Annotated in this window: 20 protein-coding genes; 8 read left to right on the top strand and 12 right to left on the bottom strand. The window is 62.6% G+C overall.

Annotated features, from left to right (window positions below; all coding sequences use genetic code 11):
* Positions 1 to 489: a GNAT family N-acetyltransferase gene (locus NKI18_RS19815; protein ID WP_352620856.1), complete on the top strand. Its 489-nt coding sequence runs from the start codon at positions 1 to 3 to the stop codon at positions 487 to 489.
* A 16-nt stretch (positions 490 to 505) separates the two neighbouring features.
* Here NKI18_RS19815 and NKI18_RS19820 read toward each other — a convergent pair whose 3' ends face one another.
* The 5 genes from NKI18_RS19820 to NKI18_RS19840 all read right to left on the bottom strand — a co-directional run bounded on the left by NKI18_RS19820 (position 506) and on the right by NKI18_RS19840 (position 5,519).
* Positions 506 to 847 (bottom strand): hypothetical protein, encoded by a 342-nt coding sequence (locus NKI18_RS19820; RefSeq protein ID WP_352578246.1) that lies wholly within the window; start codon positions 845 to 847, stop codon positions 506 to 508.
* A 151-nt stretch (positions 848 to 998) separates the two neighbouring features.
* Entirely contained in the window at positions 999 to 2,210 is a 1,212-nt protein-coding gene (locus NKI18_RS19825) for a hypothetical protein (RefSeq protein ID WP_353020302.1), read from the bottom strand.
* Between the two features lie 146 nt (positions 2,211 to 2,356).
* The gene (locus NKI18_RS19830; RefSeq protein WP_352570904.1) at positions 2,357 to 2,656 is read right to left on the bottom strand and encodes a hypothetical protein; all 300 of its coding nucleotides are present in this window, start codon (positions 2,654 to 2,656) and stop codon (positions 2,357 to 2,359) included.
* Positions 2,657 to 2,750: 94 nt separating this feature from the next.
* Complete coding sequence (locus NKI18_RS19835; RefSeq protein ID WP_352620860.1) at positions 2,751 to 4,151, bottom strand: ArnT family glycosyltransferase; 1,401 nt, start codon at positions 4,149 to 4,151, stop codon at positions 2,751 to 2,753.
* Between the two features lie 207 nt (positions 4,152 to 4,358).
* The gene (locus NKI18_RS19840) at positions 4,359 to 5,519 is read right to left on the bottom strand and encodes a helix-turn-helix transcriptional regulator (RefSeq protein ID WP_352620862.1); all 1,161 of its coding nucleotides are present in this window, start codon (positions 5,517 to 5,519) and stop codon (positions 4,359 to 4,361) included.
* A gap of 255 nt (positions 5,520 to 5,774) precedes the next feature.
* On the opposite strand from NKI18_RS19840, the gene NKI18_RS19845 reads away from it, so the two are divergent.
* The 3 genes from NKI18_RS19845 to NKI18_RS19855 all read left to right on the top strand — a co-directional run bounded on the left by NKI18_RS19845 (position 5,775) and on the right by NKI18_RS19855 (position 7,269).
* Positions 5,775 to 6,173: an NADH:ubiquinone oxidoreductase subunit NDUFA12 gene (locus NKI18_RS19845; protein ID WP_352458848.1), complete on the top strand. Its 399-nt coding sequence runs from the start codon at positions 5,775 to 5,777 to the stop codon at positions 6,171 to 6,173.
* 156 nt (positions 6,174 to 6,329) lie between these two features.
* Positions 6,330 to 6,812 carry a DUF2155 domain-containing protein gene (locus NKI18_RS19850; protein WP_023674819.1) on the top strand — a complete coding sequence of 161 codons (483 nt, stop codon included), beginning with the start codon at positions 6,330 to 6,332 and terminating at the stop codon, positions 6,810 to 6,812.
* A gap of 88 nt (positions 6,813 to 6,900) precedes the next feature.
* Positions 6,901 to 7,269, top strand: a complete 369-nt coding sequence (locus tag NKI18_RS19855) for a hypothetical protein (RefSeq protein ID WP_352578266.1) — start codon at positions 6,901 to 6,903, stop codon at positions 7,267 to 7,269.
* Between the two features lie 83 nt (positions 7,270 to 7,352).
* On the opposite strand, the gene aat is transcribed toward NKI18_RS19855, so the two are convergent.
* From aat to NKI18_RS19885, 6 genes are all read right to left on the bottom strand, one after another.
* On the bottom strand, positions 7,353 to 7,970 hold the full coding sequence (gene aat, locus NKI18_RS19860) for a leucyl/phenylalanyl-tRNA--protein transferase (RefSeq protein ID WP_023674821.1): 618 nt from the start codon (positions 7,968 to 7,970) through the stop codon (positions 7,353 to 7,355).
* A gap of 15 nt (positions 7,971 to 7,985) precedes the next feature.
* Positions 7,986 to 9,329, bottom strand: coding sequence for an acetyl-CoA carboxylase biotin carboxylase subunit (gene accC / locus NKI18_RS19865; RefSeq protein WP_023674822.1), 1,344 nt, complete (start codon positions 9,327 to 9,329; stop codon positions 7,986 to 7,988).
* Between the two features lie 19 nt (positions 9,330 to 9,348).
* The gene (accB, locus tag NKI18_RS19870; RefSeq protein WP_023674823.1) at positions 9,349 to 9,807 is read right to left on the bottom strand and encodes an acetyl-CoA carboxylase biotin carboxyl carrier protein; all 459 of its coding nucleotides are present in this window, start codon (positions 9,805 to 9,807) and stop codon (positions 9,349 to 9,351) included.
* A gap of 26 nt (positions 9,808 to 9,833) precedes the next feature.
* Positions 9,834 to 10,268: a type II 3-dehydroquinate dehydratase gene (aroQ, locus tag NKI18_RS19875; RefSeq protein ID WP_353020305.1), complete on the bottom strand. Its 435-nt coding sequence runs from the start codon at positions 10,266 to 10,268 to the stop codon at positions 9,834 to 9,836.
* A gap of 164 nt (positions 10,269 to 10,432) precedes the next feature.
* Positions 10,433 to 11,236: a DsbA family protein gene (locus NKI18_RS19880; RefSeq protein WP_352578243.1), complete on the bottom strand. Its 804-nt coding sequence runs from the start codon at positions 11,234 to 11,236 to the stop codon at positions 10,433 to 10,435.
* Between the two features lie 70 nt (positions 11,237 to 11,306).
* Positions 11,307 to 12,701, bottom strand: coding sequence for a M48 family metalloprotease (locus tag NKI18_RS19885; RefSeq protein WP_352457444.1), 1,395 nt, complete (start codon positions 12,699 to 12,701; stop codon positions 11,307 to 11,309).
* 145 nt (positions 12,702 to 12,846) lie between these two features.
* Between NKI18_RS19885 and NKI18_RS19890 the strand changes: the two genes are divergently transcribed.
* Entirely contained in the window at positions 12,847 to 13,995 is a 1,149-nt protein-coding gene (locus NKI18_RS19890) for a pyridoxal phosphate-dependent aminotransferase (RefSeq protein ID WP_352457445.1), read from the top strand.
* Positions 13,996 to 14,005: 10 nt separating this feature from the next.
* Complete coding sequence (locus NKI18_RS19895) at positions 14,006 to 14,953, top strand: glutaminase (RefSeq protein WP_353020309.1); 948 nt, start codon at positions 14,006 to 14,008, stop codon at positions 14,951 to 14,953.
* Positions 14,954 to 15,153: 200 nt separating this feature from the next.
* On the opposite strand, the gene NKI18_RS19900 is transcribed toward NKI18_RS19895, so the two are convergent.
* Positions 15,154 to 18,126 (bottom strand): Rne/Rng family ribonuclease, encoded by a 2,973-nt coding sequence (locus NKI18_RS19900; RefSeq protein WP_353020310.1) that lies wholly within the window; start codon positions 18,124 to 18,126, stop codon positions 15,154 to 15,156.
* A 666-nt stretch (positions 18,127 to 18,792) separates the two neighbouring features.
* On the opposite strand from NKI18_RS19900, the gene NKI18_RS19905 reads away from it, so the two are divergent.
* A complete protein-coding gene (locus NKI18_RS19905; RefSeq protein ID WP_352620868.1) occupies positions 18,793 to 20,055 on the top strand; it encodes an N-acetylmuramoyl-L-alanine amidase in 1,263 nt (420 codons plus the stop codon).
* A 1-nt stretch (position 20,056) separates the two neighbouring features.
* Positions 20,057 to 20,188: a hypothetical protein gene (locus tag NKI18_RS19910; protein WP_352451086.1), complete on the top strand. Its 132-nt coding sequence runs from the start codon at positions 20,057 to 20,059 to the stop codon at positions 20,186 to 20,188.
* Positions 20,189 to 20,269 lie beyond the last annotated feature (81 nt).

Below are 20,269 nucleotides of genomic sequence, written 5' to 3' on the forward strand. Positions count from 1 at the left end.
ATGTTCGTCCGCACCGCCGGCGAGCGCGATCTGGCGGCGGTGCGCGCATTGCTGATCGAGACGTGGCATGCCACCTATGACGCCATCTACGGCGCGGCGCGGGTTACCGAAATCACCGATGAATGGCATTCGATCGCCGCGCTCAAGGCACGGCTGACGCGGCCGAACTCGGAGTTCCTGGTCGCCGACGACGGCAAAACCATCGGCGGCATGGCTTTCGCGGCCGCCACCACGGATGCCAGGATCGTCATGCTGAACCAGCTTTACGTGCATCCGGCCTGGCAGAGGCAAGGCATCGGCCAGGCGCTGCTGGACGAGATCGAGGCCAGCTTTCCGGAGGCCAGGACGCTGCGTGTCGAGGTCGAGGAAGCAAATGCTCCGGCTGTCGCCTTCTACCGCGCGAGGGGGTTCTTGCCCGCCGGCAACACGGCCGATTGCGGCGGCGCCTCGGGATTGCCGGCGCTGGTTTTGGAGAAGGCGATCGGCTAGCTCGTTCGCCTGACGTTCAGTTGCGTTTCTCAGGCAGGTTGGAGCAGCCGGCAGCGAGAAACTCGCACGGCAGGCTGCCGCCGCCGCCCGACGTGTGCGGGGGCGTGGCGGCTTCAATTTTTTCGACCTCGTAATATTTCGAGGTGACACCCCATTTTTTGACGCCCTGGCACGTCGAGCGCACGCCAACCTCCGTCGCCTTTGCCGCAGTCTTGTAATACGTGGTGATCCTGCAGGATTGGCTGACCGGCAGCGCGTTCGCCGGGCTCGTGACCGGCGGCAGGAAGTTCGGGAAGGCAAGCAGCGAGATTGCCGCAATGATCCTGACGGCGGGCATGGTGTGAGGAAGGTGCAGCATCGTTTGTCTCCATCGATGGCGCCGCTCGCTCGTGGCGCAGCGGCGCGTTTGTTCCAGCAAGATCAGGCCATGATGCCGGCGCTGCCGCATCTGCCGCGCGGGGGAAGGCGGCAGCGGTCTGAACCGCCGCCGTCATCCGCGAGCGGCCGCGTCAGGGCGTTTTCGGCTTGATGAGCGTCTTTATCGGAACGGCGACTTTTGGAGGCCGGACCGTACTGGTTCCACCATCGACGGCCAGCCCGCCGCTGTTGAGATAGCGTACCGTATAGTGCAGCTCATAGCCGGGAACTCTGATCCATGTAGGCTTGGGATTGAACTGGTCCGGCGGCCTCGAATACCACTTCGGGATCTGCATGATCTTGGAACCGGCACCGAATCCCGCCGTCTTGGCCGCTACTGCGAAGGCGCTGTCTCTGGGGTCGTTCGGCGGCTGGTCGACATTGCCGATGACGACCAGCGAATCGTATTTTCGCGCGTCCAGCCGTACTGCGGGAAGGTTCAGCGCAGCCACGTCGCCTTCGCGCATCGTCAGCGCCTTCTGACGGCCATCCTCATTGGCATAGACGTTGAGGTTTATGGCCTCGGATTCCGCATAGACGACATTGTTGTGGAAGTCGCGGGCTGGCAGGCGTGTGAGGCTGTCGAAGGTCACTTCAACCGTCGGCTTGGCTATGGCGTCCGTCACCACCAGGTTACGCCGCGGCACCGTCCAGAAGATGAGATCATCGCCGGTGGCCTGCGTGCCGGCATCGGAGCCGTCTATTGCCGAGCATTTCGAATTTGGAACCGGCGTCGTCACCGGCAGAGGTGCCGAAAACGAGCTGCGTACCTGAGCGTCGATGTAATTGCCGACGTTGAAAACGTCTTCGAGGATGTTGCCGCCCTCGAAGCTCGCCGGGCCGGGTTGCGAGCGGATGATGACCTGGCTGGAATCGGTCTGCCAGCCGCTGCAGAAGACGTTGACGTCTATGGGAATGCCGATGTGGCGGTCGGAGGTCACCGGGATCGAGACTTTGATGGTCAGGATGTAAGGAACTTTGACAAACCAGCTGTTCGGCTGGTTCAGCATCTGCGTCGCAAAGCGCGACGGCCGCCATTGCTTCAGCGATTCGATCGATGCGCGTGACGATCGTCCCTGGGCGGCCAGCTGTGCGTTGGTGGCGTCGACCTTGGCTTGCGCCAGGTTGCGGACGGTATTGGTGATCAGGAACACGCCGAGTTCGGCTTTGCAGGGCCTGTTCGATTGTGTGGCGTTGCATGGGGCAAGTGCCGCACTGGGAACCGGCGGCCCCGAAGGTGGCGGCTGGGCGGCCGCGGTGGCCGCCATCAGGCAGAAGAACAGCATCGTGCAGGTTTTCAACATGGTATCCTCGCTCTGTCGTTGGAAACCACCCTCCGGCTAGACAGCAGCAGTTGTTCGATTGCGGTTCATCGCCCGCACGGGGGATGAACTGCGAAACATCGGGCCGGCCCAGCGACGTCGAGCCGCCGTCCGTTCGGATTGGATATCTACTGCTTCACGACGCCTTTGGTTGTCGCCATCGGCGCGACGACCTTGGGCTTGGGGGTTTTCGGGCCGGGGTCGACTACCAATGCGGCCGTGCAGGAGCATTTGCCCGAACCGCAGTTCAGGTCGCCCTTGCACATTTTGGAATGCCGCATATCGGTGCAGTCGGCGGTCCCGGAGCAGGAGCAACTGCCTTGCCCAATCGTTCCGGACTGACATTTGAAGCTCCATGCCGGATCGGCGGCAAGGCCGGCCACAGCGAGCGATAAGGCAAAAAGCGTCGTCGAGATGAGCTTGCGCATGAATACCTCCCGGTTCTATCGAGCGATGGAACCACGAAGCAGCAACGCCTTCATCTCCCGCGCGGGGGACGAACTCGCATACCGGTGACGATCGTCAATGCTGTCCCTTCAGCACGACGAGATAGCCGCGTTCGACGCGAAGCTGGAACGCGATTTGCCCTGCAGTGCCGGGATCCTTGGAAACCTTGTCGATGACATAGCCGCTGGGATGCGAGCCAAGCCATTCTTCCGGTTTGTCGGTGCTTTCGAATGGCTTTTGCAACCGGGCCAGGAAGCCGACTTCGCCTTGATAGTCGAAAGCCACGGCCCAGTCCGCATCCTTTCGCTCGTCGATGAAGTTGGCGAGCGGCGTCAGATCATAGCGTTTGAACGCGGTTGCCGATGCCACCGCGTGGCCGATGCCGAAAATGACAAGCATGACGATGGCCGAGCTCTTCAGCCTGGCGAGCGGGATCTCCGCCATGAAATAGCCGAACAGGATGACCACGAACGGCAACATCGGCACGACATAATGAGGCTGCTTGCCGGATATCGCGCTGAACACCAGAAACACGGCAACGAACGAGAATGACAGCAGGCGCAAGGCGCGCAGATCCGGCGACTTCGCGTCGATCAGGCTGCGTATCCGCGTGCGCAGCTTCAACCGCCACACCTCGGGTATGAAGATCCACGGTATGAACATGACCGGCAGCAGCAGCAGATAGAAATAGAACGGCCGGCCGTGCGAATTGCGCAAATTGCCGGTGACGCGCCCCGCCGACTGGTTCCAGACGAGATCATAAACGAAATTGCCTTTTGTCAGGATGGTCGCCGGCACCAGCCAGATCGCCACCGGAATCAGCGCGGCGAGCACTGCCAGGCCCACTCCAGCGAGGAAGTTCGGTGTCGTCAGTCCCGCCCGTCGGTCGCGCCAGAACGGGTAGAACAGGATGGGCGCGCCGATATGGATCAGCACCACCGGGCCTTTCGTCAGCACGCCCATGCCGATGAACAGCCCGGCCAGAACGGCCTGCCAGCGGTTGCCGCTGCGGGCAAAGGCAATCAACGACAACAGCGCGGCGAGCACGAAGACCGTCAGCAACAGGTCGAACAGGATCAGCGTCGAATAGATGACGAACACGCTGCTTCCGGCAACCAGCCAGGGGATGCGCCGCGCGATGTCGTCGCGGCCCGGAAACAGGGTCTTTGCCAACGCCGTCGTCAGCCAGATGACGAGCGAGGAGGCGGCGAAGATGACCAGCATCGCCGCCGGCCGGCTGGCGCCGAAAATGTTCCAGACAAGGTCGATAAGCCAAAACAGCAGTGGCGGCTTCTGCAGATAGGGCGCGAAATTCATCGTCGGGACGAAGATCTGTCCGCTCAGATACATTTCCCAGGTGACGCTGAGATATCGCGTTTCGTCGACGGGCAGCAGTGGCCGGAAAGCGACCGCGATTACGATCAGCCCAAGCAGAAAGAGGTAGGGGAGCAGCCGCTCGGTAGATGTCGGTGTCAAAGATCGAGATCCGCGCCAGAAACCATTTTCATTCCAGCCGAGCATAGTGCCGCGTTTCTGGACCGCGAACGACCGCACCATGATTTTGGCCGAATTGCAACGATGCCGGTTTCGTTTCGCAGATTTTGCGGACGATGGTCTCAAAGGTTTGAAAAACTTACCTGCCGAGTCATTTGGACCACCGCCGGTTCGAGGAATCTGCGCAAATCAACTGGAGCGCAACGGCGGTGACAATTCGCGCATCAACAGTTCGAGCTCGCGCTGATCGCCGGTACCGGTCTTGTCGAAGATCGTCGCCAGCTGCGACTTGACGGTGCCGTCCGAGACGCCGCCGGCCGCGGCGATTTCCTTTCGCGTCAGGCCGGCGGCAACGTGACCGGCGACTCGCCTTTCTGCCGCGGTCAGTCCGAACAGCGCCGCAATGGCGTCCAGCGCCGGGGTCGGTGTCGAACCGGCTGCGGCGATGAAGATCGCTGCGGCGGCGCGTTGCGAGATGCGCGCCGAGATTTCACGCCGCGCCAGCGGCATGACATGGGCCACCGCCGGAACGACCGTCCTGGCCAGGGGAATGTTGATGCCGCAAGGTCCGAGCGCGAATTCGTCGCGCGTGCCGAGCTGGACGGCACGGCCGATCGCGGCGTTGGCTTTGGCATAGGTGAAGGAAAGCTGTCCGCGCACGCAAGCGACTGAGATATTTTCGGCGAGCAGCGCTTCGGCTGACGGGTTGGCGAAGATGATGGTCATGTCTTCGGCCACGATCAGCACCGGATGGTCGAGGCTTTCAATGATGGAACGGAAAATTTCGGCCTTGCGCCGCTCGGCTTCGAACAGGTCGCCGATGGTCACCGCGCGCCGCACATGCGGTGCCAGCAGGCTGACAAGCTCGAGATCCTCGCGGGAAATCTGGCGCCTGTCCTTGTCGGTAACCACCATCAACGTGCCGATCCGGGTCGGCCGCTTCATCAACGCCACCCAGAAGAAATCGTCCAGGCGGTTGGGTTGCACCCATTCGCGCACGATGCGGCTTTCGAGCCATCTCTGTCGCGTGTCCGGGCCTTGCAGGGCGTAGATCGAATCGACGGTGAACGGCACGTCGACCTCCATCTTGGGAACCGCCGCATAGAACGGCACTTGCGAGCCGTAGTCATGCTTCAACGGCTCAAGAACTGCGGGATCGCCGCAAGACACCGAAAACCGCGCGGAGCTGCTGATCGTGTCGATGACGGCGAGCATGGCAAGCTGGCCTTCCGCCAGGTTGCAGATGGCCTCGAGTGTCGCCTGCCAGCGGTCGACGTCGGCAATCGAATCGTAGATCGCCTCAACGACCTGCGGCAACGCGCGACCGGCCGTGCCCGCCAGCGATGACATGAACCCCTCTCATTTGCCGTCCTTGAGGCAACGAAGCTTCAACTCCTAGAATAACGCTGCGTAAGGTTGCCAACAACCCATTTCATCTGCTTCGGGCGGCCGCGAAAATAACATGATCGTTTCGCTTTCCCGCCACCCATTTGCTCGTCGGTTGCGGCAAGACGCTTGCCTTCGCAATGCCGTGACGCCATAAGCAGGAACAGGCGCCGCAGCCGCCGCGAGGACTTGCTTCAAGGACTTGCCACGAGGATTTGGATGAAAACTTTCCTTCTGCAGTTTTTCACCTGGTGGAATAGCCAGACATTGGGAACGCGCTTCCACACCTGGCGGCACGGCAAGAAGGTCGGGCAGGACGAGGTCGGCAACGTCTACTATGAGGGCGGCGTCGATTCGGAAGGCCGCACCCGTCGCTGGGTCATCTACCGCAACTATTCGGAAGCCTCGGCGATTCCGCCCGGTTGGCACGGCTGGATCCATCATCGTGTCGACGTTGCGCCGCCAAGCGAAGACTACAAGCCACGCGACTGGCAAAAGCCGCATGTGCCGAACCTCACCGGCAGCCCCGCGGCCTATCGCCCGAAAGGCTCGGTGCTGACCAACCAGCATCGTCCGCAGGTGACGGGCGACTACGACGCCTGGACGCCTGGTTCGTGATCGATCGCCGCGACACGCGCGCGGTCCCCACGGGGGCGGTCCCCACGAGGGCGGTCCTTTGTCGCCACAATTGCTGTTTAGCTGTTTGCTGATCCGACAGCAGCAACTAGCCTTGGCGTTAAGAGAATCACCCGGGCGCAAACCACCGGACCTTGCATGAGCATGTTCAGCCGAATTTTGACGGGCGGATTAACCGCGGTCGTTCTCGCTTCTATGGTGGCGCTTGCTACTGCGCAGGAATTGGCGCCGCCTGCGCCGGACGCGTCGGTGGCGCCTGCAGCACCCGCAGTATCCGAGCGCATCACCAATCCCGTCGCTGAATTCGCCGGCATCGACAAGATCACCGGCCGTATCATCACCTTCGATGTCTACATCGACGAGACGGTGCAGTTCGGCGCTTTGCAGGTGACGCCGCGCATCTGCTATTCGCGGCCCGAAAACGAAGAGCCGAAGACGGATTCGTTCGTCGAGGTCGACGAGATCACGCTCGACCGGAAAATACGCCGTATCTTCACCGGCTGGATGTTTGCCGAAAGCCCCGGGATCAACGCCGTCGAGCATGCCGTCTATGATATCTGGCTGAAGGGCTGCAAGCAGAAGTCCGACGTGCCAGCACCCGCCGCCCCCAAAACCAACTAGAATCTGTCAGCGCGCGGCGGATACCGCGTCTTGCGGAACCGCCGTGTTGCCCGAGCGTTGGTGCCTCTCTACGGAGGAGGTTGCCATGATGATGGCCAACAAGAACGAACTTCTCGACATCGAAAGGGGATTCTGGAGCGGTGGCGCCGACTATTTCAAGGCCAATGCCGATATCGAATGCCTGGTGGCCTTCCCGCAGATGGCGCGGGTGATGAGCAATACCGATCTGGCCGCAACTGCCACGGACCCGAACCGCTGGCGCGATCTCGACATCGACCTCAAGGGCATCATCGAGCCGGGCAGCGACATCGTCATGCTGACCTACGAGGCGCGTGCGACGCGGCAAGATGGCGAAGCCTATGCGGCGCTGGTCAGCACCGGCTATGTCCACCGCGTCAATGGCTGGAAGATGATGTTCCACGCACAGACGCCGCTGGTGACGGCAGAAAAAGGCTGACCGGCCGCAAGAGCAATTCCAGGAAACTGTGAACGGCTTTCCGTCCGGAATTGCGTTTCTGTGAAACGATGAACCATTCCAGGTTATGGAAAAAACACGGCCTCGCCCTTCAGCGCCTCGGCCAGCATCTTCTCGTACTTGCCGCGCGGCACGTCGATTGCGCCGAAGCGTTTGAGATGCTCGGTGGTGAACTGCGTATCAAGCAGTGCAAAGCCACGCGCCTTCAGGCGTTCGACGAGGTGAACCAGGCAGGCCTTTGACGCGTCGGTCTCCCTGGCGAACATGCTCTCGCCGAAGAACACGCGGCCGAGCGATACGCCGTAGAGCCCCCCGACCAATCGGTCGTTGTGCCAGGCCTCGACCGAATGGCAATGGCCCATCCGATGCAGCTCGATATAGGCTTCGCGGATCGGTGCGTTGATCCAGGTCGACCGCCGTTCCTCGCGCCTTTCGGCGCAGGCCTCGATCGTCGCCTCGAAGTCGAAATCGATGCGGAACTCGAACAGGTTCTTGCGGATCGTCTTTCTCAGGCTTTTCGGTATGTGGAACCCGTCGAGCGGAATGATGCCGCGCGTCTCCGGTCGCACCCAGAATACTTCGGGGTCATTGGCGCTTTCGGCCATCGGGAAGACGCCGGAGGCATAGGCTTTAAGCAAAAGGTCGGTCGGGATGCGATAACCGGGTGCGTAGGGACGGGTCATCGCTTCGCCCCTGTGTCACTCGCCTTCGGCCAGGTATTTTTCCAGCCAGTGGATATCGTAGTCGCCATTGGCGATGTCGGCGTTGCCAACGAGGTCGCGAAACAGTGGCAGCGTCGTCTTGATGCCGTCGACGACGAATTCGTCGAGCGCGCGCCGCAGCCGCATCATGCATTCGACGCGGTTGCGGCCATGCACGATCAGCTTGCCGATCAGGCTGTCGTAGTAGGGCGGGATCTTGTAGCCGGAATAGACGCCGGAATCGACACGGATGCCGAGGCCGCCCGGCGTGTGGAAATGGGTGATGGTGCCCGGCGAGGGGGTGAAGGTGCGCGGATCCTCGGCATTGATGCGGCATTCGATGGCATGGCCGTGGAAGCGGATGTCCTCCTGGCGCACCGAAAGTCCGCCGCCCGAGGCGACGCGGATCTGCTCGTGCACGAGGTCGATGCCGGTAATCGCCTCGGTCACCGGATGTTCGACCTGCAGGCGCGTGTTCATCTCGATGAAATAGAACTCGCCATCCTCATAGAGGAATTCGATGGTGCCGGCGCCGGAATAGCCGAGATCGGCGATCGCCCTGGCGCAGACGCCGCCAATATGCGCGCGCTCCTCGGCATTGAGCGCCGGCGAGGGCGCTTCTTCCCAGACCTTCTGGTGGCGGCGCTGCAGCGAGCAGTCGCGCTCGCCGAAATGCACGCCGCGCCCGGCGCCGTCGCCGAACACCTGCACTTCGATATGGCGCGGCTTCTGCAGATATTTCTCGATATAGACTGCGTCGTCGCCGAAGGCCGCACCCGCCTCCGAGCGTGCCGTCTGCAGCGCCACCTCGAGATCGGCCTCGCTACGCGCCACTTTCATGCCGCGCCCGCCGCCGCCGGCCGACGCCTTGATGATCACGGGGTAGCCGATCGCGGCGGCAATGCGCTTGGCTTCCTTGTCCTCGGTGACCGCGCCGTCGGAGCCGGGCACCACGGGAATGCCGAGGCGTTTTGCGGTACGCTTGGCCTCGATCTTGTCACCCATGATGCGGATATGGTCGCCGGTCGGGCCGATGAAGGTGATGTTGTGCGCGGCGAGGATGTCGGCGAACTTGGCGTTCTCCGACAGAAAACCGTAGCCGGGATGCACCGCGTCGGCGCCGGTGATCTCGCAGGCGGCGACGATCTGGTGGATGTTGAGATAGCTGTCGCGCGACGGCGGCGGGCCGATGCAGACGCTCTCGTCGGCGAGACGCACATGCATGGCGTCGGCGTCGGCGGTCGAATGCACCACCACCGTCTGGATGCCGAGCTCCTTGCAGGCGCGCAGCACCCTGAGGGCGATTTCGCCGCGATTGGCGATGAGGATTTTCTGGAACATCTTTCGCCTGTTCCCGGCTCTACTCGATCACGACGAGCGGCATACCATATTCGACCGGCTGCGCATCTTCAAACAGGATCGCCGTCACCGTGCCGGCGCGCGGCGAGGGGATCTGGTTCATCGTCTTCATTGCTTCGATGATCAGCAGCGTCTGGCCTTCCTTGACCTTCTGGCCGATTTCGATGAACGGCCTGGCGTCGGGCGACGGTGCCAGATAGGCGGTGCCGACCATCGGCGAGGCAACGGCGTTCTTCGACACGTCGGGCGTCGCCGGCGCGGCCGCTGCCGCAGGCTGCGCGGCTGCCGGGGCATAGGCCGGCTGAGCTGTGGCGACGGCATGGACGGCCGGGGCCTGCCGCGAGACGCGCACCTTCAGATCGCCCAGCTCGACCTCGATCTCGGTCAGGTTGGTGTCGTTCAGTATGCCCGCCAGATCGCGGATCAGCTGCTGGTCAACACCGTTCTTCTTTATCGACATTTTCGAGCCTTCTGTTTGTTGGCCGGTCATAGGCGTGCAGCCAGCGCCTGCAGCGCCAGCGTGTAGCCGAGCGGCCCGAACCCGCAGATCATGCCGACGGCGACCGGCGCGACCATGGAGACGTGGCGGAATGGTTCCCGCGCGTGGATGTTGGAGAGATGCACCTCAGCGACCGGCAGCGGCGCGACAGCGCGGATGGCATCGTGAATGGCGATCGAGGTATGGCCGTAGGCGCCCGGATTGATGACGATCGCGGCGGCCTTGTCGGCGGCCTCCTGGATCCAGTCGACGAGGTCGCCCTCATGGTTCGACTGGCGGAAATCGATCTCCAGCCCAAGTGCGGCACCTGCCTGCTTGCAGTCGTCGGTGATCGCGGCAAGCGTCTTGCCGCCATAGATGCCTGGCTCGCGCTTGCCGAGCGCGTTGAGATTGGGGCCGTTCAGGACGAAAACCGTTTTCAAAATATGCCGACCTTTCCCGGCGCGGCTAAGCCGGCGCGCCGGACCCTCTATAATGGGCATAGACGCTGGCGAAAAGAGCGCAAGTGCGTTCTTTCGCCGTCCACAACAGCCGGAAAAACGGCCGGTGCCGGAAACCCGCAGCCTAATCGAAACCCGAATGCTGATCAGAGCGCGGCCTTCGCCGCCTCGATCTTTTCGGCCAGCACTTCCTGGCCAAGCGCGCCGAACACCACCTCGTTGCCGACGACATAGGACGGCGTTCCGGTGATGGCGAGCTTGGTGGCGAGGTCATAGGTCTTGGAGAAGGCCTCGGTGATGCTCGGGTCCTTCATCTTTTCGCGCAGCGCCGCCTCGTCGGCGCCGAGCGACAGCGCCACCTTGATTGCCGCCGCCTCGGTGGCGCGCCCCTGGCCGCCGAGCAGCGCATTGTGGAATTCGCCGTATTTCTCCGGCTTCATCAAATGGAAGGCCATCGAGACGACGCTCGCCTTCTGCGAATCCGGGCCGAGGATCGGGAACTCCTTGAGTACGAAGCGCAGGTCCGGATCGGCCTTGGTCAGCGCGCGCATGTCGTCGATGGCGCGTTTGCAGTAGCCGCAATTATAATCATAGAATTCGACGATGGTGACCTTGCCGTTCGGATTGCCGACAACACCGTCGAATGAGGAATTGAAGATCTGGTCCTTGGCGTCTTTGATGACGCCGAGACTGGCGACGCGCTGTTCTTCCTTCTGCTTGGCCTCGAGTGCCTGCTGTGCCTCCAGAAGCACTTCCGGGTTCTTCAGCAGATAGTCGCGGACGATGCCTTCGACTTCGGCACGGTCGAGCTTGGTACCTGAGGACGTCGTCTGGGCAAGCTGTGCCGTGCCGGCCTTCGCCGTCTGCGGATTGCCGGCGACGAAGCCGAACGCCAGCATGACGAGAGCCGCTGCCACTCCGGTAGTGCCCAGCAGAATTGCCTTGGTCATGATCCTCGATCCTCTTGCCTGTGTTCGGGTCCGCCCGGTTTGGCTGTGTCGCAGCCTGCGTCCGAAAGGTTCACTTCTTCTTACCTGATGGTGCGTAGTTTATAATGTCCTGCGCGCGAAGCCAGCCCGGCTCGCCCCGCTTCATGCTCTGCTGCGCCCGCATGGCGAATATCTTCGCATTCTTGTAGTCGCCGGAATAGAAATGCCCTTCGGCGGTTGCAAGCTCGGCGGCCGGGATGTTGCCGAGTTCCCCGTAAGCCTGTGCCAGGTAGCGGTATCCGGCGGCGTTTTCGCGATCCCGTCCGAGGCCGGTGTTGATCTGCGCCACTGCCTTCTTCAGCGAATCCTGCGTGCCGATCGCCATCAGCGCCTGGCCGTAAGAGACCGGCAGCAGCCCCGATCGCGCCGGATCGAGGCTGACCGACTTGGCATAGCCGTCCGCCGCATCCTTCGGCCGGTTCGCCTTCATCAGGATGTCGCCGCGTAATTCCTGGAAATAGGGATTTTTCGGCTGTTCCTTGATCAACGCGTTGGTCTTGGTGAGCGCCGACGCCAGATTGCCGAAAAGATAGGTCATCTGCGCGTCGCCATAGCGTGAGGCGAGGCTGCCGGGGTTCTTGCGCATCAATCGCGACGCCGCCGCCTGGCCCTGCATGTAGGCGGCGATCTTGATGCGCATCATGTCGTGGCGCTGCTGCAGTGCCGGCGGGTCGACCTTGTCGACGTAAGGGCTCTGCTTCACCAGCACTTCGAGATTGGCGATACGCTCCTGCGGCATCGGATGGCTGATCCTGTAGGGATCGACTTGCGCGCCCGAGAGCGACAATGCGTTCTGGAAGCGGCCAAACGTCTTCAGCATGCCCATGCCGGACTGGCCGGTTGCATTGAGATAGGTGATCGCCGAACGGTCGGCGGTCATCTCTTCGGTGCGCTGATAAGCGAGGATACTGCGTTGCGCCATCTCGCCGCCGCCGGCCACCACGCCCATGCCGGCGCCGGCGAGACCGCGGCTGTTGCTGGTGGCGCCGGCCACCATGGCGCCGGCGCCAAGCAGCGTCGCCAGGATCGCCATCGTCTTGGCGCGCTCGAGCTGTTCTCGCAATTTCTGCTGGTGTCCGCCGGCGATATGGCCGGCCTCGTGGGCAATGACGCCAATGATCTCGTTGGGCGTTTCGGCCGTCATCAGCGCGCCGGTGTTGATGAACAGGCGGCGGCCGGCAACAAAGGCGTTGAAGCTCTGGTCGTTGACCAGCACGATGTTGATGGCGTCGCCCGACAAGCCCGCCGCCTTGAAGATCGGCCGCGCGTAATCGCGCACCAGCGCCTCGATCTCGGCATCGCGCACAACCGGCACATTCTGCGCAAAGGCATTGACCGAGCCGGCCATGGCGACCACCGCGCCAAGCGAAAGCGTCGCGAGGGCGCGCGCTGTCCTGGCGATCGTCGATTTGGGTCGGCTCAACATGGCAGGTCCACTGGTAGACGAGTGGGCGAAGGATGAAAAGTCGGCAGCCTAAACTTACCGAACTTGTGATCCCCACACCAATCGGGCATTTGTGCGGCGCGGCCAGCATGGCCGGCACGTGCGGACAAGTGTGGTGGATTGAAAAATGGTTGTTTCGCTTTCGCGCCGCGGCGCGGTCGAACCGTTCCATGCCATGGACATCCTGGCCGAGGCGAATCGGCTGAAAGCCAAGGGCCTGCCGGTCGTTTCCATGGCCGTCGGCCAGCCTTCCGATCCGGCGCCGGCCGGGGTTCGCGAAGCGGCGGCCAATGCCTTGAAAGCAGGCCGCATCGGCTATACCGACGCGCTGGGCCTCGCCGGCCTGCGCAAGGCGATCGCGGCGCATTATGGCGAGCACTACGGGCTTGACGTTTCGCCCGAGCGGATAGCCGTCACCACCGGATCGTCGGCTGCCTTCAACCTCGCTTTCCTGGCAATGTTCGATCCAGGCGACCGCGTCGCCATCGCTGCGCCCGGCTATCCTGCCTATCGCAACATCATGGCCGCGCTCGGCATCGACATCGCCGAGATCGAGTTGGACGGCGCCGCCTATCTGCATGCCGAGCACCTGCAAGCCGCGCATCGCGAAAAACCGCTGAAGGGCGTGCTGTTCGCCAGCCCGGCCAACCCGACCGGCGCGGTCATTCCCGCCGGCGATCTCGAGGCGCTGGTCGAGACGGCGCAAGAGCTCGGCATCGCCGTCATCTCGGACGAAATCTATCACCGGCTGGCCTATGCGGCGCCCGACACGACGGCGCTTGCTTTCGGCGCGGATGTGACGGTGATCAATTCCTTCTCGAAATATTATTGCATGACCGGCTGGCGCATCGGCTGGATGGTGCTGCCGCAGGAACTGGTGCGGCCAGTCGAGCGCATCGCCCAGAGCCTCTACATCTCGCCGCCCGAACTGTCCCAGATTGCCGCGATCGAGGCATTCAAGGCGACGCCAGAGCTGGAAGCGGTGAAGGCGCGCTATGCCTGGAACCGCGAGCTCCTGATGCAACGCCTGCCGGAGCTCGGCTTTGCTTTGGCCGCGCCCATGGACGGCGCGTTCTACGCCTTCTGCGACGTCACCAGGCACACCAATGACAGCATGGCGTTTGCGCGCCGGATGCTTGCCGAGGCGCATGTGGCTGCGACGCCGGGCCGCGATTTCGACCCGCTGCAAGGCCATCGCACGATGCGCTTTTCCTATGCCGGCAGCCACGACGACATGGTCGAGGCGATGGCGCGTATCGAACGCTGGCTGAAGTAGCGGGGCGACGATGCCGGAGCTTGAACAGGCGCCCCAACTCGAACATGCGTTGCGCGAGGTCGCTGCCGAAATGGCGGAGCGTACCGATCGCGGCGACGTCGCCAGCTATATCCCCCAGCTCGGCAAGATCGATCCGAAAAAATTTGGCATTGCCGCGGTGACCAATGACGGCCGCATGCTGACCGCAGGCGATGCCGACGAGGCGTTTTCGATCCAGAGCATCTCAAAGGTGTTCACGCTGACGCTGGCGCTCGGCAATGTCGGCGACGCGCTGTGGCAGCGGGTTGGGCGCGAACCTTCGGGCAATCCGTTCAACTCGATCGTCCAGCTCGAGCACGAGAAGGGCATTCCGCGCAATCCATTCATCAATGCCGGCGCCATCGTGGTCTCGGACATCCTGCTTGCCGGCCATCAGCCGCGCGAGGCGATCGGCGAGATCCTGCGCTTAATCCAGTTCCTGGCCGATGACGACACGATCATCATCGACCGCGAGGTCGCGGCGTCCGAACGCGCCACCGGCTTTCGCAATTTCGCACTTGCCAATTACATGAAATCGTTCGGTAATCTCAATCACGCGCCGGAACTGGCGCTGGGCGTTTACTTCCACCATTGCGCTATCGCCATGAGCTGCCGGCAACTGGCCCTGGCTGGCCGCTTCCTTGCCAATGGCGGCAAGAACCCGGCGACCGGGCATTCCGTCGTCTCGGCAGAGCGCGCCCGCCGCATCGGCGCGATGATGCTGACCTGCGGCCACTATGACGGCTCCGGCGACTTCGCTTTCCGCGTCGGCATTCCCGGCAAGAGCGGCGTTGGCGGCGGCATATTGGGGATCGTGCCGGGCGTCGCCTCGCTTGCCGTCTGGTCGCCTGGCCTTAATGCCAACGGCAATTCCAGGCTGGGCTCGATCGCGCTGGAAAAACTGGCGAAGACGATGAACTGGTCGATCTTCGCACCATAAGCATTTTGCAGCCAAATGGAATCATTTGGCGTCCGCACAAATGCGGCAAAACAAACAGTTAGAGCGGAATGCCCCATTCAATTTGAATGCATTCCGCTCTGGTGCCTGTCGCCTGGAATTGGGACAAAAAATCCCGCGCAGCCGATCGGCAGCGCGGGATTTTTTTTTAATCAGAAAGTCTGGCTAATGCACGGAAAGGCTTAGAAAAAGCCCTTCCGTTGCCACCAGCCGGCACGCTTCGGCTTGTCCTCGGCCTTTGCTTCCTCGGTCTTTGCCTCGTCGGGGACGATCGAGGAGACGACCGGCACGACCGGAGCATCCACCGGTACGGGCTTGCGCCGCGACGGCCGGACCTTCGGCGTTTCCTCGGCAGCCGCCACTTCAGTCTCCTGCGAAGCCGGCGCAGCGGTCTCGCCGGAAGCCACGGAGGCGGCCTCGGCAGCCGATGTCTCGGCGCCCGCAATCTCGGCAACTGCATCCGCCGCAACCTTCTTCGGCTTGGCGGCACGGCGCGGCTTCTTCGGCTTTTCGGCGCTCGGCATGTCGTCATTCGCCGGAGCGAGCACCGCAAGCTCTTCGGCCGGCGGCGCACCTTCCGGCTCGCCGGTTACGGGCTCTGCTTCCGACACGGCACCTTCCGTCATGGCGGCTGGCTCGCCGGGGGCAGCTTCCAAGCCGTCCTCGCCGTCCTCACGGCGATTGCGCTTGCCGCCGCGCTTGCCGCGCCGGCGCTTCTTGCCGTGACCGTCGTCCGCCGCTTCCGCCGTTTCGGCCACAACACCTGCCGGCGTTTCACGTTCCGCTTCGGCGCCTTGATCGCCGGCGGCTACGAAGGCATCGTCTATCGGCGCCGAAACGGAAGCACCTTCCACAGCAGCGCCATGCTCGCGATCGCCATGTTCACGTTCCCCGTGTTCACGATCCCCGTGTTCACGATCCTTGCCGCCGCGCCGTCTGCGGCGCTTGCGGCGCTTGCGATCGCGGCCTTCGCCGTCCTCGCCGGACCTTGGCTGCTGCGGCTGCTGGGCAGGGCGTGGCTGCTCGGCCTGCACCGGTGCCTCGTCTTCCTCTTCGATGACGATCTCGTCCTCGGGTTCTTCCGGCTCGACATAGGCCGGGAACGTGCGCGCCTCGACAAAGCCTTCCGGCTTTTCGGCCAGCGCGCCGCGGAAGATGGCATAGTGTTGTGCACCGACCGCGTCATCGGCTTCGATGGTGATGGTCACGCCGAAGCGGTGCTCGAATTCCACCAGCGTGCCGCGCTTGTGATTGAGCACATAGAGCGCGGTCGCCGCCGGCGTCCGCACCGTGATGTGGCTGCGCGAATCCTTGAGCAGGAATTCCTCGATTGCCCGCACCACCATCAGCGCGACCGACGAATCGGAGCGCACATGGCCGGTGCCGCCGCAATGCGGGCAAGGCTTCATGGTCGATTCCAGCACGCTGGCACGGATGCGCTGGCGCGACATCTCCATCAGGCCGAAATGCGAGATGCGGCCGACCTGGATGCGGGCACGATCGTTCTTGAGGTGATCCTTCAGCCGCTTCTCGACGGAGCGGTTGTTGCGGTTCTCCTCCATATCGATGAAGTCGATGACGATGAGGCCGGCGAGATCGCGCAGCCTCAATTGCCGGGCGACTTCCTCGGCGGCTTCCAGATTGGTGTGAAGTGCGGTGTCCTCGATCGAGTGCTCCTTGGTGGAACGGCCCGAATTGACGTCGATGGCGACCAGCGCTTCCGTCTGGTTGATGATGATGTAGCCGCCGCTCTTCAGCGTCACCTGCGGCTGCAGCATGCGGTCGAGCTGCGCTTCGATGCCGTTGCGCACAAAGATCGGCGTCGTGTCGCGGAACGGCTGAACCACCTTGGCGTGGCTCGGCATCAGCATGCGCATGAAGTCCTTGGCCTCGCGGTAGCCTTCTTCGCCGGAAACCAGGATCTCGTCGATATCCTTGTTGTAAAGGTCGCGCACCGAGCGCTTGATCAGGCTGCCTTCCTCGTAAACCAGGGCAGGGGCCGTGGATTGCAGCGTCAGATTGCGGACGTTTTCCCAAAGCCGCATCAAATATTCGTAGTCGCGCTTGATCTCTGCCTTGGTGCGGCTTTCGCCTGCCGTACGCAGGATGACACCCATGCCTTGCGGCACTTCGAGATCGGCGACAACTTCCTTTAGCCGCTTGCGGTCCTGCGCATTGGTGATCTTGCGCGAAATGCCGCCGCCGCGTGCCGTGTTCGGCATCAGCACCGAATAGCGGCCAGCCAGCGACAGGTAGGTGGTCAGCGCCGCGCCCTTGTTGCCGCGCTCTTCCTTGACGACCTGCACCAGCAGGATCTGCCGGCGCTTGATCACTTCCTGGATCTTGTACTGGCGGCGCGCCGGCTTGCGGCGGTTGCGTACTTCTTCGAGCGCGTCCTCGGCGCCGACCGATTCGACCTCGTGATCGTCCGGATGCGAGGATTGCACCTCCTCCAGCATGCCGCGGTCATTGTCTTCGGAGGTTGCTTCGCCGCTTGTCTCGGCCCCGCTTGTCTCGACTTGTGGGACGGCTTCGGAGATTACGTCGGCATCGACGCTGGCAGCGATGGAACTCGATCCGCCTTCGGAAGGCCCGGTCTCGCCGCTATCAGCGACTTCTTCAATCTGTCCAGCGGCATCCTCGCTCTGTCCGGCAGTGTCGGACGTGGTGTTGTCGGCAACGGCATCCAGCTTTTCTGCGATGGCATCTTCGCCGTTCTCGCCATTCTCACCGTCGGCCGCGCCTGCCTCGCGCCTGTGCTCGCCGCGGTCGCGGCTCTTGCCGCCGCGCCTGCGTCCGCGCTTGCCACGGTCGCGGCTCTGGCGGTCCTCGCCTTCGGCAGCTTCCTCGTCCTCTTCGTCCTGGGCTTCCTGTGCTTCCGCACGCAGCAGCGCCTGACGGTCGGCGACCGGAATCTGGTAGTAGTCGGGGTGTATTTCACTGAAGGCGAGGAAACCGTGACGGTTGCCGCCATATTCGACAAAGGCTGCCTGAAGGGAAGGTTCGACGCGCGTTACGCGGGCGAGATAGATGTTTCCTTTGAGCTGCTTCTTGTCCTGGGATTCAAAGTCGAATTCTTCAATACGGTTACCGCGAACGACGACAACGCGTGTTTCCTCCGGGTGGGAGGCGTCTATCAGCATTTTGTTGGGCATTATTTCGTTTCCTCCCGGCAGCCGTCGGCCGCAGCTTGCAGGACACTGCCCGCTGCCGTGGACCTGGAACATGGGTGCCGGACAATTGAACGTCCGCCGGCCGCTGCCTGAGCGCCATGGCGGTGCCGCCCGCAGCCGTAGTGGCGCGGTTTGTTGCGGACCTTTCCATGATTGCGCTTGAAGCCATCGTCACCAGCAGAACCTTTTGAACCAAAGCCCGGAAAAAACCGGACCAGCTTGTTTGCTCATACAGAGCCGGCACGGGACAATCCCGGCCGTTTTGCTCACGCAGGCGATTCCCCCGCCACGGGAGCACGCCTGCGAAAATCGTCGCGATCACCGATGCCTTCTTCGCCTGAAGCGAAAGGAGCCGTCTTGCGTCTGACCTGTAGCAGGAAGCTGCGGAGGAGGACGGTTCCAGGATTGCAGTGATCCACCATCGCTTTTATGATTTGGCGGGTTGGAAGGCAACCCCGATTCCCGATGCCGGCAAAAAGCCGTTCCGCAGCGGAAGCCCAGGTTCCAAGCCTTCCATGAAAAGGCTTGGTTAACCTTCTCTGGATACCAATCGTTAATCGAGTTCGCGGCCTGCCAGCACTTTGACAAGCAATAGGGCACTTCGACAAGCGATCGGGCATGACGCCAACGGGAGCGATTGGTAGAAAGATGGGACTGGCAGGCTTCGCAGACAAGGGCCGTCATCATGGAGGCTGGTTGTTCCGCACCGCCTGCCTGCTGCCGCTGATCCTGGCTTGCCTGGTCTTTTCGCCGCTTTCGCGTGCTGCCGACGTACCGCTCGGCGCCACAAGCTACAAGATGGCCGGCGATGCCACCAAGATGCGCATCGTCATCAATTTCGACCGCGAACCCGACATCAAATGGTTCCTGCTGCGCGGCCCCAATCGTCTGGTCATCGATCTGCCGGCCACCAGATTTGCCCTCAATGCCAAGGATGTAAAGCCGCGCGGCCTTGTCCGCACGGTGCGTTACGGCGAGCTCGGCGAGGGGAAATCGCGGCTGATTCTCACCGGCAAGGGACCGTTCGCCGTCGACAATCTCGACGTGCTCAAGAACGATGACGGCAACGGCTACCGGATCGCCATCGACATGTCGGCGGCCTCGCAGCGGGAATTCGACGCAGCGCTCGCCAATCAGGCGCTGACCACCGGTTCGACGGTCTCCGCCGACAAGGCCGGCAGGGTCGGTACCGGGCCGGTCTCCAATCCGGGCCATCGTTTCACCGTCGTCATCGATCCCGGCCATGGCGGCATCGACGGCGGCGCCGAGGGCCTGAACGGTACGGTCGAGAAGAACGTGACGCTCGCCTTTGCCGTGGAACTGCGCGACAAGCTCGCCGCCAGCGGCAAATACGACGTGTTCCTGACGCGCGAAACGGACGAGTTCCTGCGGCTCGACGACCGCGTGCGCATTGCCCGCCAGCATGAGGCCGACCTGCTCATCTCGATCCATGCTGACACGATCAACCTCAAGGGCATTCGCGGCGCAACCGTCTACACCGTGTCCGACAAGGCTTCCGACCCGCAGGCGCAGGCGCTTGCCGACCGTGAAAATCTTTCCGACCAGTTCGCCGGCATGGAGATCAAGGACGACAGCAAGGAAGTGACCGATATCCTGATCGACCTGATCCGCCGCGAGACGCATAATTTTTCGATGAGCTTCGCCCATACTCTCGTCGGACAGCTTTCCACCAGCGTCGGTCTGATCAATAACCCGCAGCGTTCTGCCGGCTTCAAGGTGCTGAAAGCGCCGGACGTTCCATCCGTGCTGGTCGAACTCGGCTATCTGTCGAACGCCAAGGACGAAGCGCAATTGCTCAGCGCCGATTGGCGCAACAAGGCGACCCAGAGCATAACCAACGCCGTTGCCCTGTTTGCTTCGGCCAGAAGCGGAACGGGGGCCGGAGGCTGAAATGTCCGCCGGCGCCCACAACCTGAAGCAGCGTTGCGCGGCGACAACACCCTGTGCTTTTATTTCCGGCATTCGAAACCGAAATCCCGCGCTGCCGTATTTTGCCCACATGGTCGCGACATGGATTTTGTGATTACGGTTTGGGATCGTCCCGAAAGCTTGCGTGAAGGGCGGCTTCGTTTAGGAAATTCCCGAACCAAGGACTGGAGCGGGT

The organism is Mesorhizobium sp. M0800 (genome assembly GCF_040320095.1).
Lineage (GTDB): Bacteria > Pseudomonadota > Alphaproteobacteria > Rhizobiales > Rhizobiaceae > Mesorhizobium.

Bases quoted from the DNA above. Each gene is read 5' to 3' on its own strand.
- NKI18_RS19815 (WP_352620856.1), top strand. From the start codon at position 1: ATGTTCGTCCGCACCGCCGGCGAGCGCGATCTGGCGGCGGTGCGCGCA.
- NKI18_RS19820 (WP_352578246.1), bottom strand. From the start codon at position 847: ATGCTGCACCTTCCTCACACCATGCCCGCCGTCAGGATCATTGCGGCA.
- NKI18_RS19825 (WP_353020302.1), bottom strand. From the start codon at position 2,210: ATGTTGAAAACCTGCACGATGCTGTTCTTCTGCCTGATGGCGGCCACC.
- NKI18_RS19830 (WP_352570904.1), bottom strand. From the start codon at position 2,656: ATGCGCAAGCTCATCTCGACGACGCTTTTTGCCTTATCGCTCGCTGTG.
- NKI18_RS19840 (WP_352620862.1), bottom strand. From the start codon at position 5,519: ATGTCATCGCTGGCGGGCACGGCCGGTCGCGCGTTGCCGCAGGTCGTT.
- NKI18_RS19845 (WP_352458848.1), top strand. From the start codon at position 5,775: ATGAAAACTTTCCTTCTGCAGTTTTTCACCTGGTGGAATAGCCAGACA.
- NKI18_RS19850 (WP_023674819.1), top strand. From the start codon at position 6,330: ATGAGCATGTTCAGCCGAATTTTGACGGGCGGATTAACCGCGGTCGTT.
- NKI18_RS19855 (WP_352578266.1), top strand. From the start codon at position 6,901: ATGATGGCCAACAAGAACGAACTTCTCGACATCGAAAGGGGATTCTGG.
- aat (WP_023674821.1), bottom strand. From the start codon at position 7,970: ATGACCCGTCCCTACGCACCCGGTTATCGCATCCCGACCGACCTTTTG.
- accC (WP_023674822.1), bottom strand. From the start codon at position 9,329: ATGTTCCAGAAAATCCTCATCGCCAATCGCGGCGAAATCGCCCTCAGG.
- accB (WP_023674823.1), bottom strand. From the start codon at position 9,807: ATGTCGATAAAGAAGAACGGTGTTGACCAGCAGCTGATCCGCGATCTG.
- NKI18_RS19880 (WP_352578243.1), bottom strand. From the start codon at position 11,236: ATGACCAAGGCAATTCTGCTGGGCACTACCGGAGTGGCAGCGGCTCTC.
- NKI18_RS19885 (WP_352457444.1), bottom strand. From the start codon at position 12,701: ATGTTGAGCCGACCCAAATCGACGATCGCCAGGACAGCGCGCGCCCTC.
- NKI18_RS19890 (WP_352457445.1), top strand. From the start codon at position 12,847: ATGGTTGTTTCGCTTTCGCGCCGCGGCGCGGTCGAACCGTTCCATGCC.
- NKI18_RS19895 (WP_353020309.1), top strand. From the start codon at position 14,006: ATGCCGGAGCTTGAACAGGCGCCCCAACTCGAACATGCGTTGCGCGAG.
- NKI18_RS19900 (WP_353020310.1), bottom strand. From the start codon at position 18,126: ATGCCCAACAAAATGCTGATAGACGCCTCCCACCCGGAGGAAACACGC.
- NKI18_RS19905 (WP_352620868.1), top strand. From the start codon at position 18,793: ATGGGACTGGCAGGCTTCGCAGACAAGGGCCGTCATCATGGAGGCTGG.
- NKI18_RS19910 (WP_352451086.1), top strand. From the start codon at position 20,057: ATGTCCGCCGGCGCCCACAACCTGAAGCAGCGTTGCGCGGCGACAACA.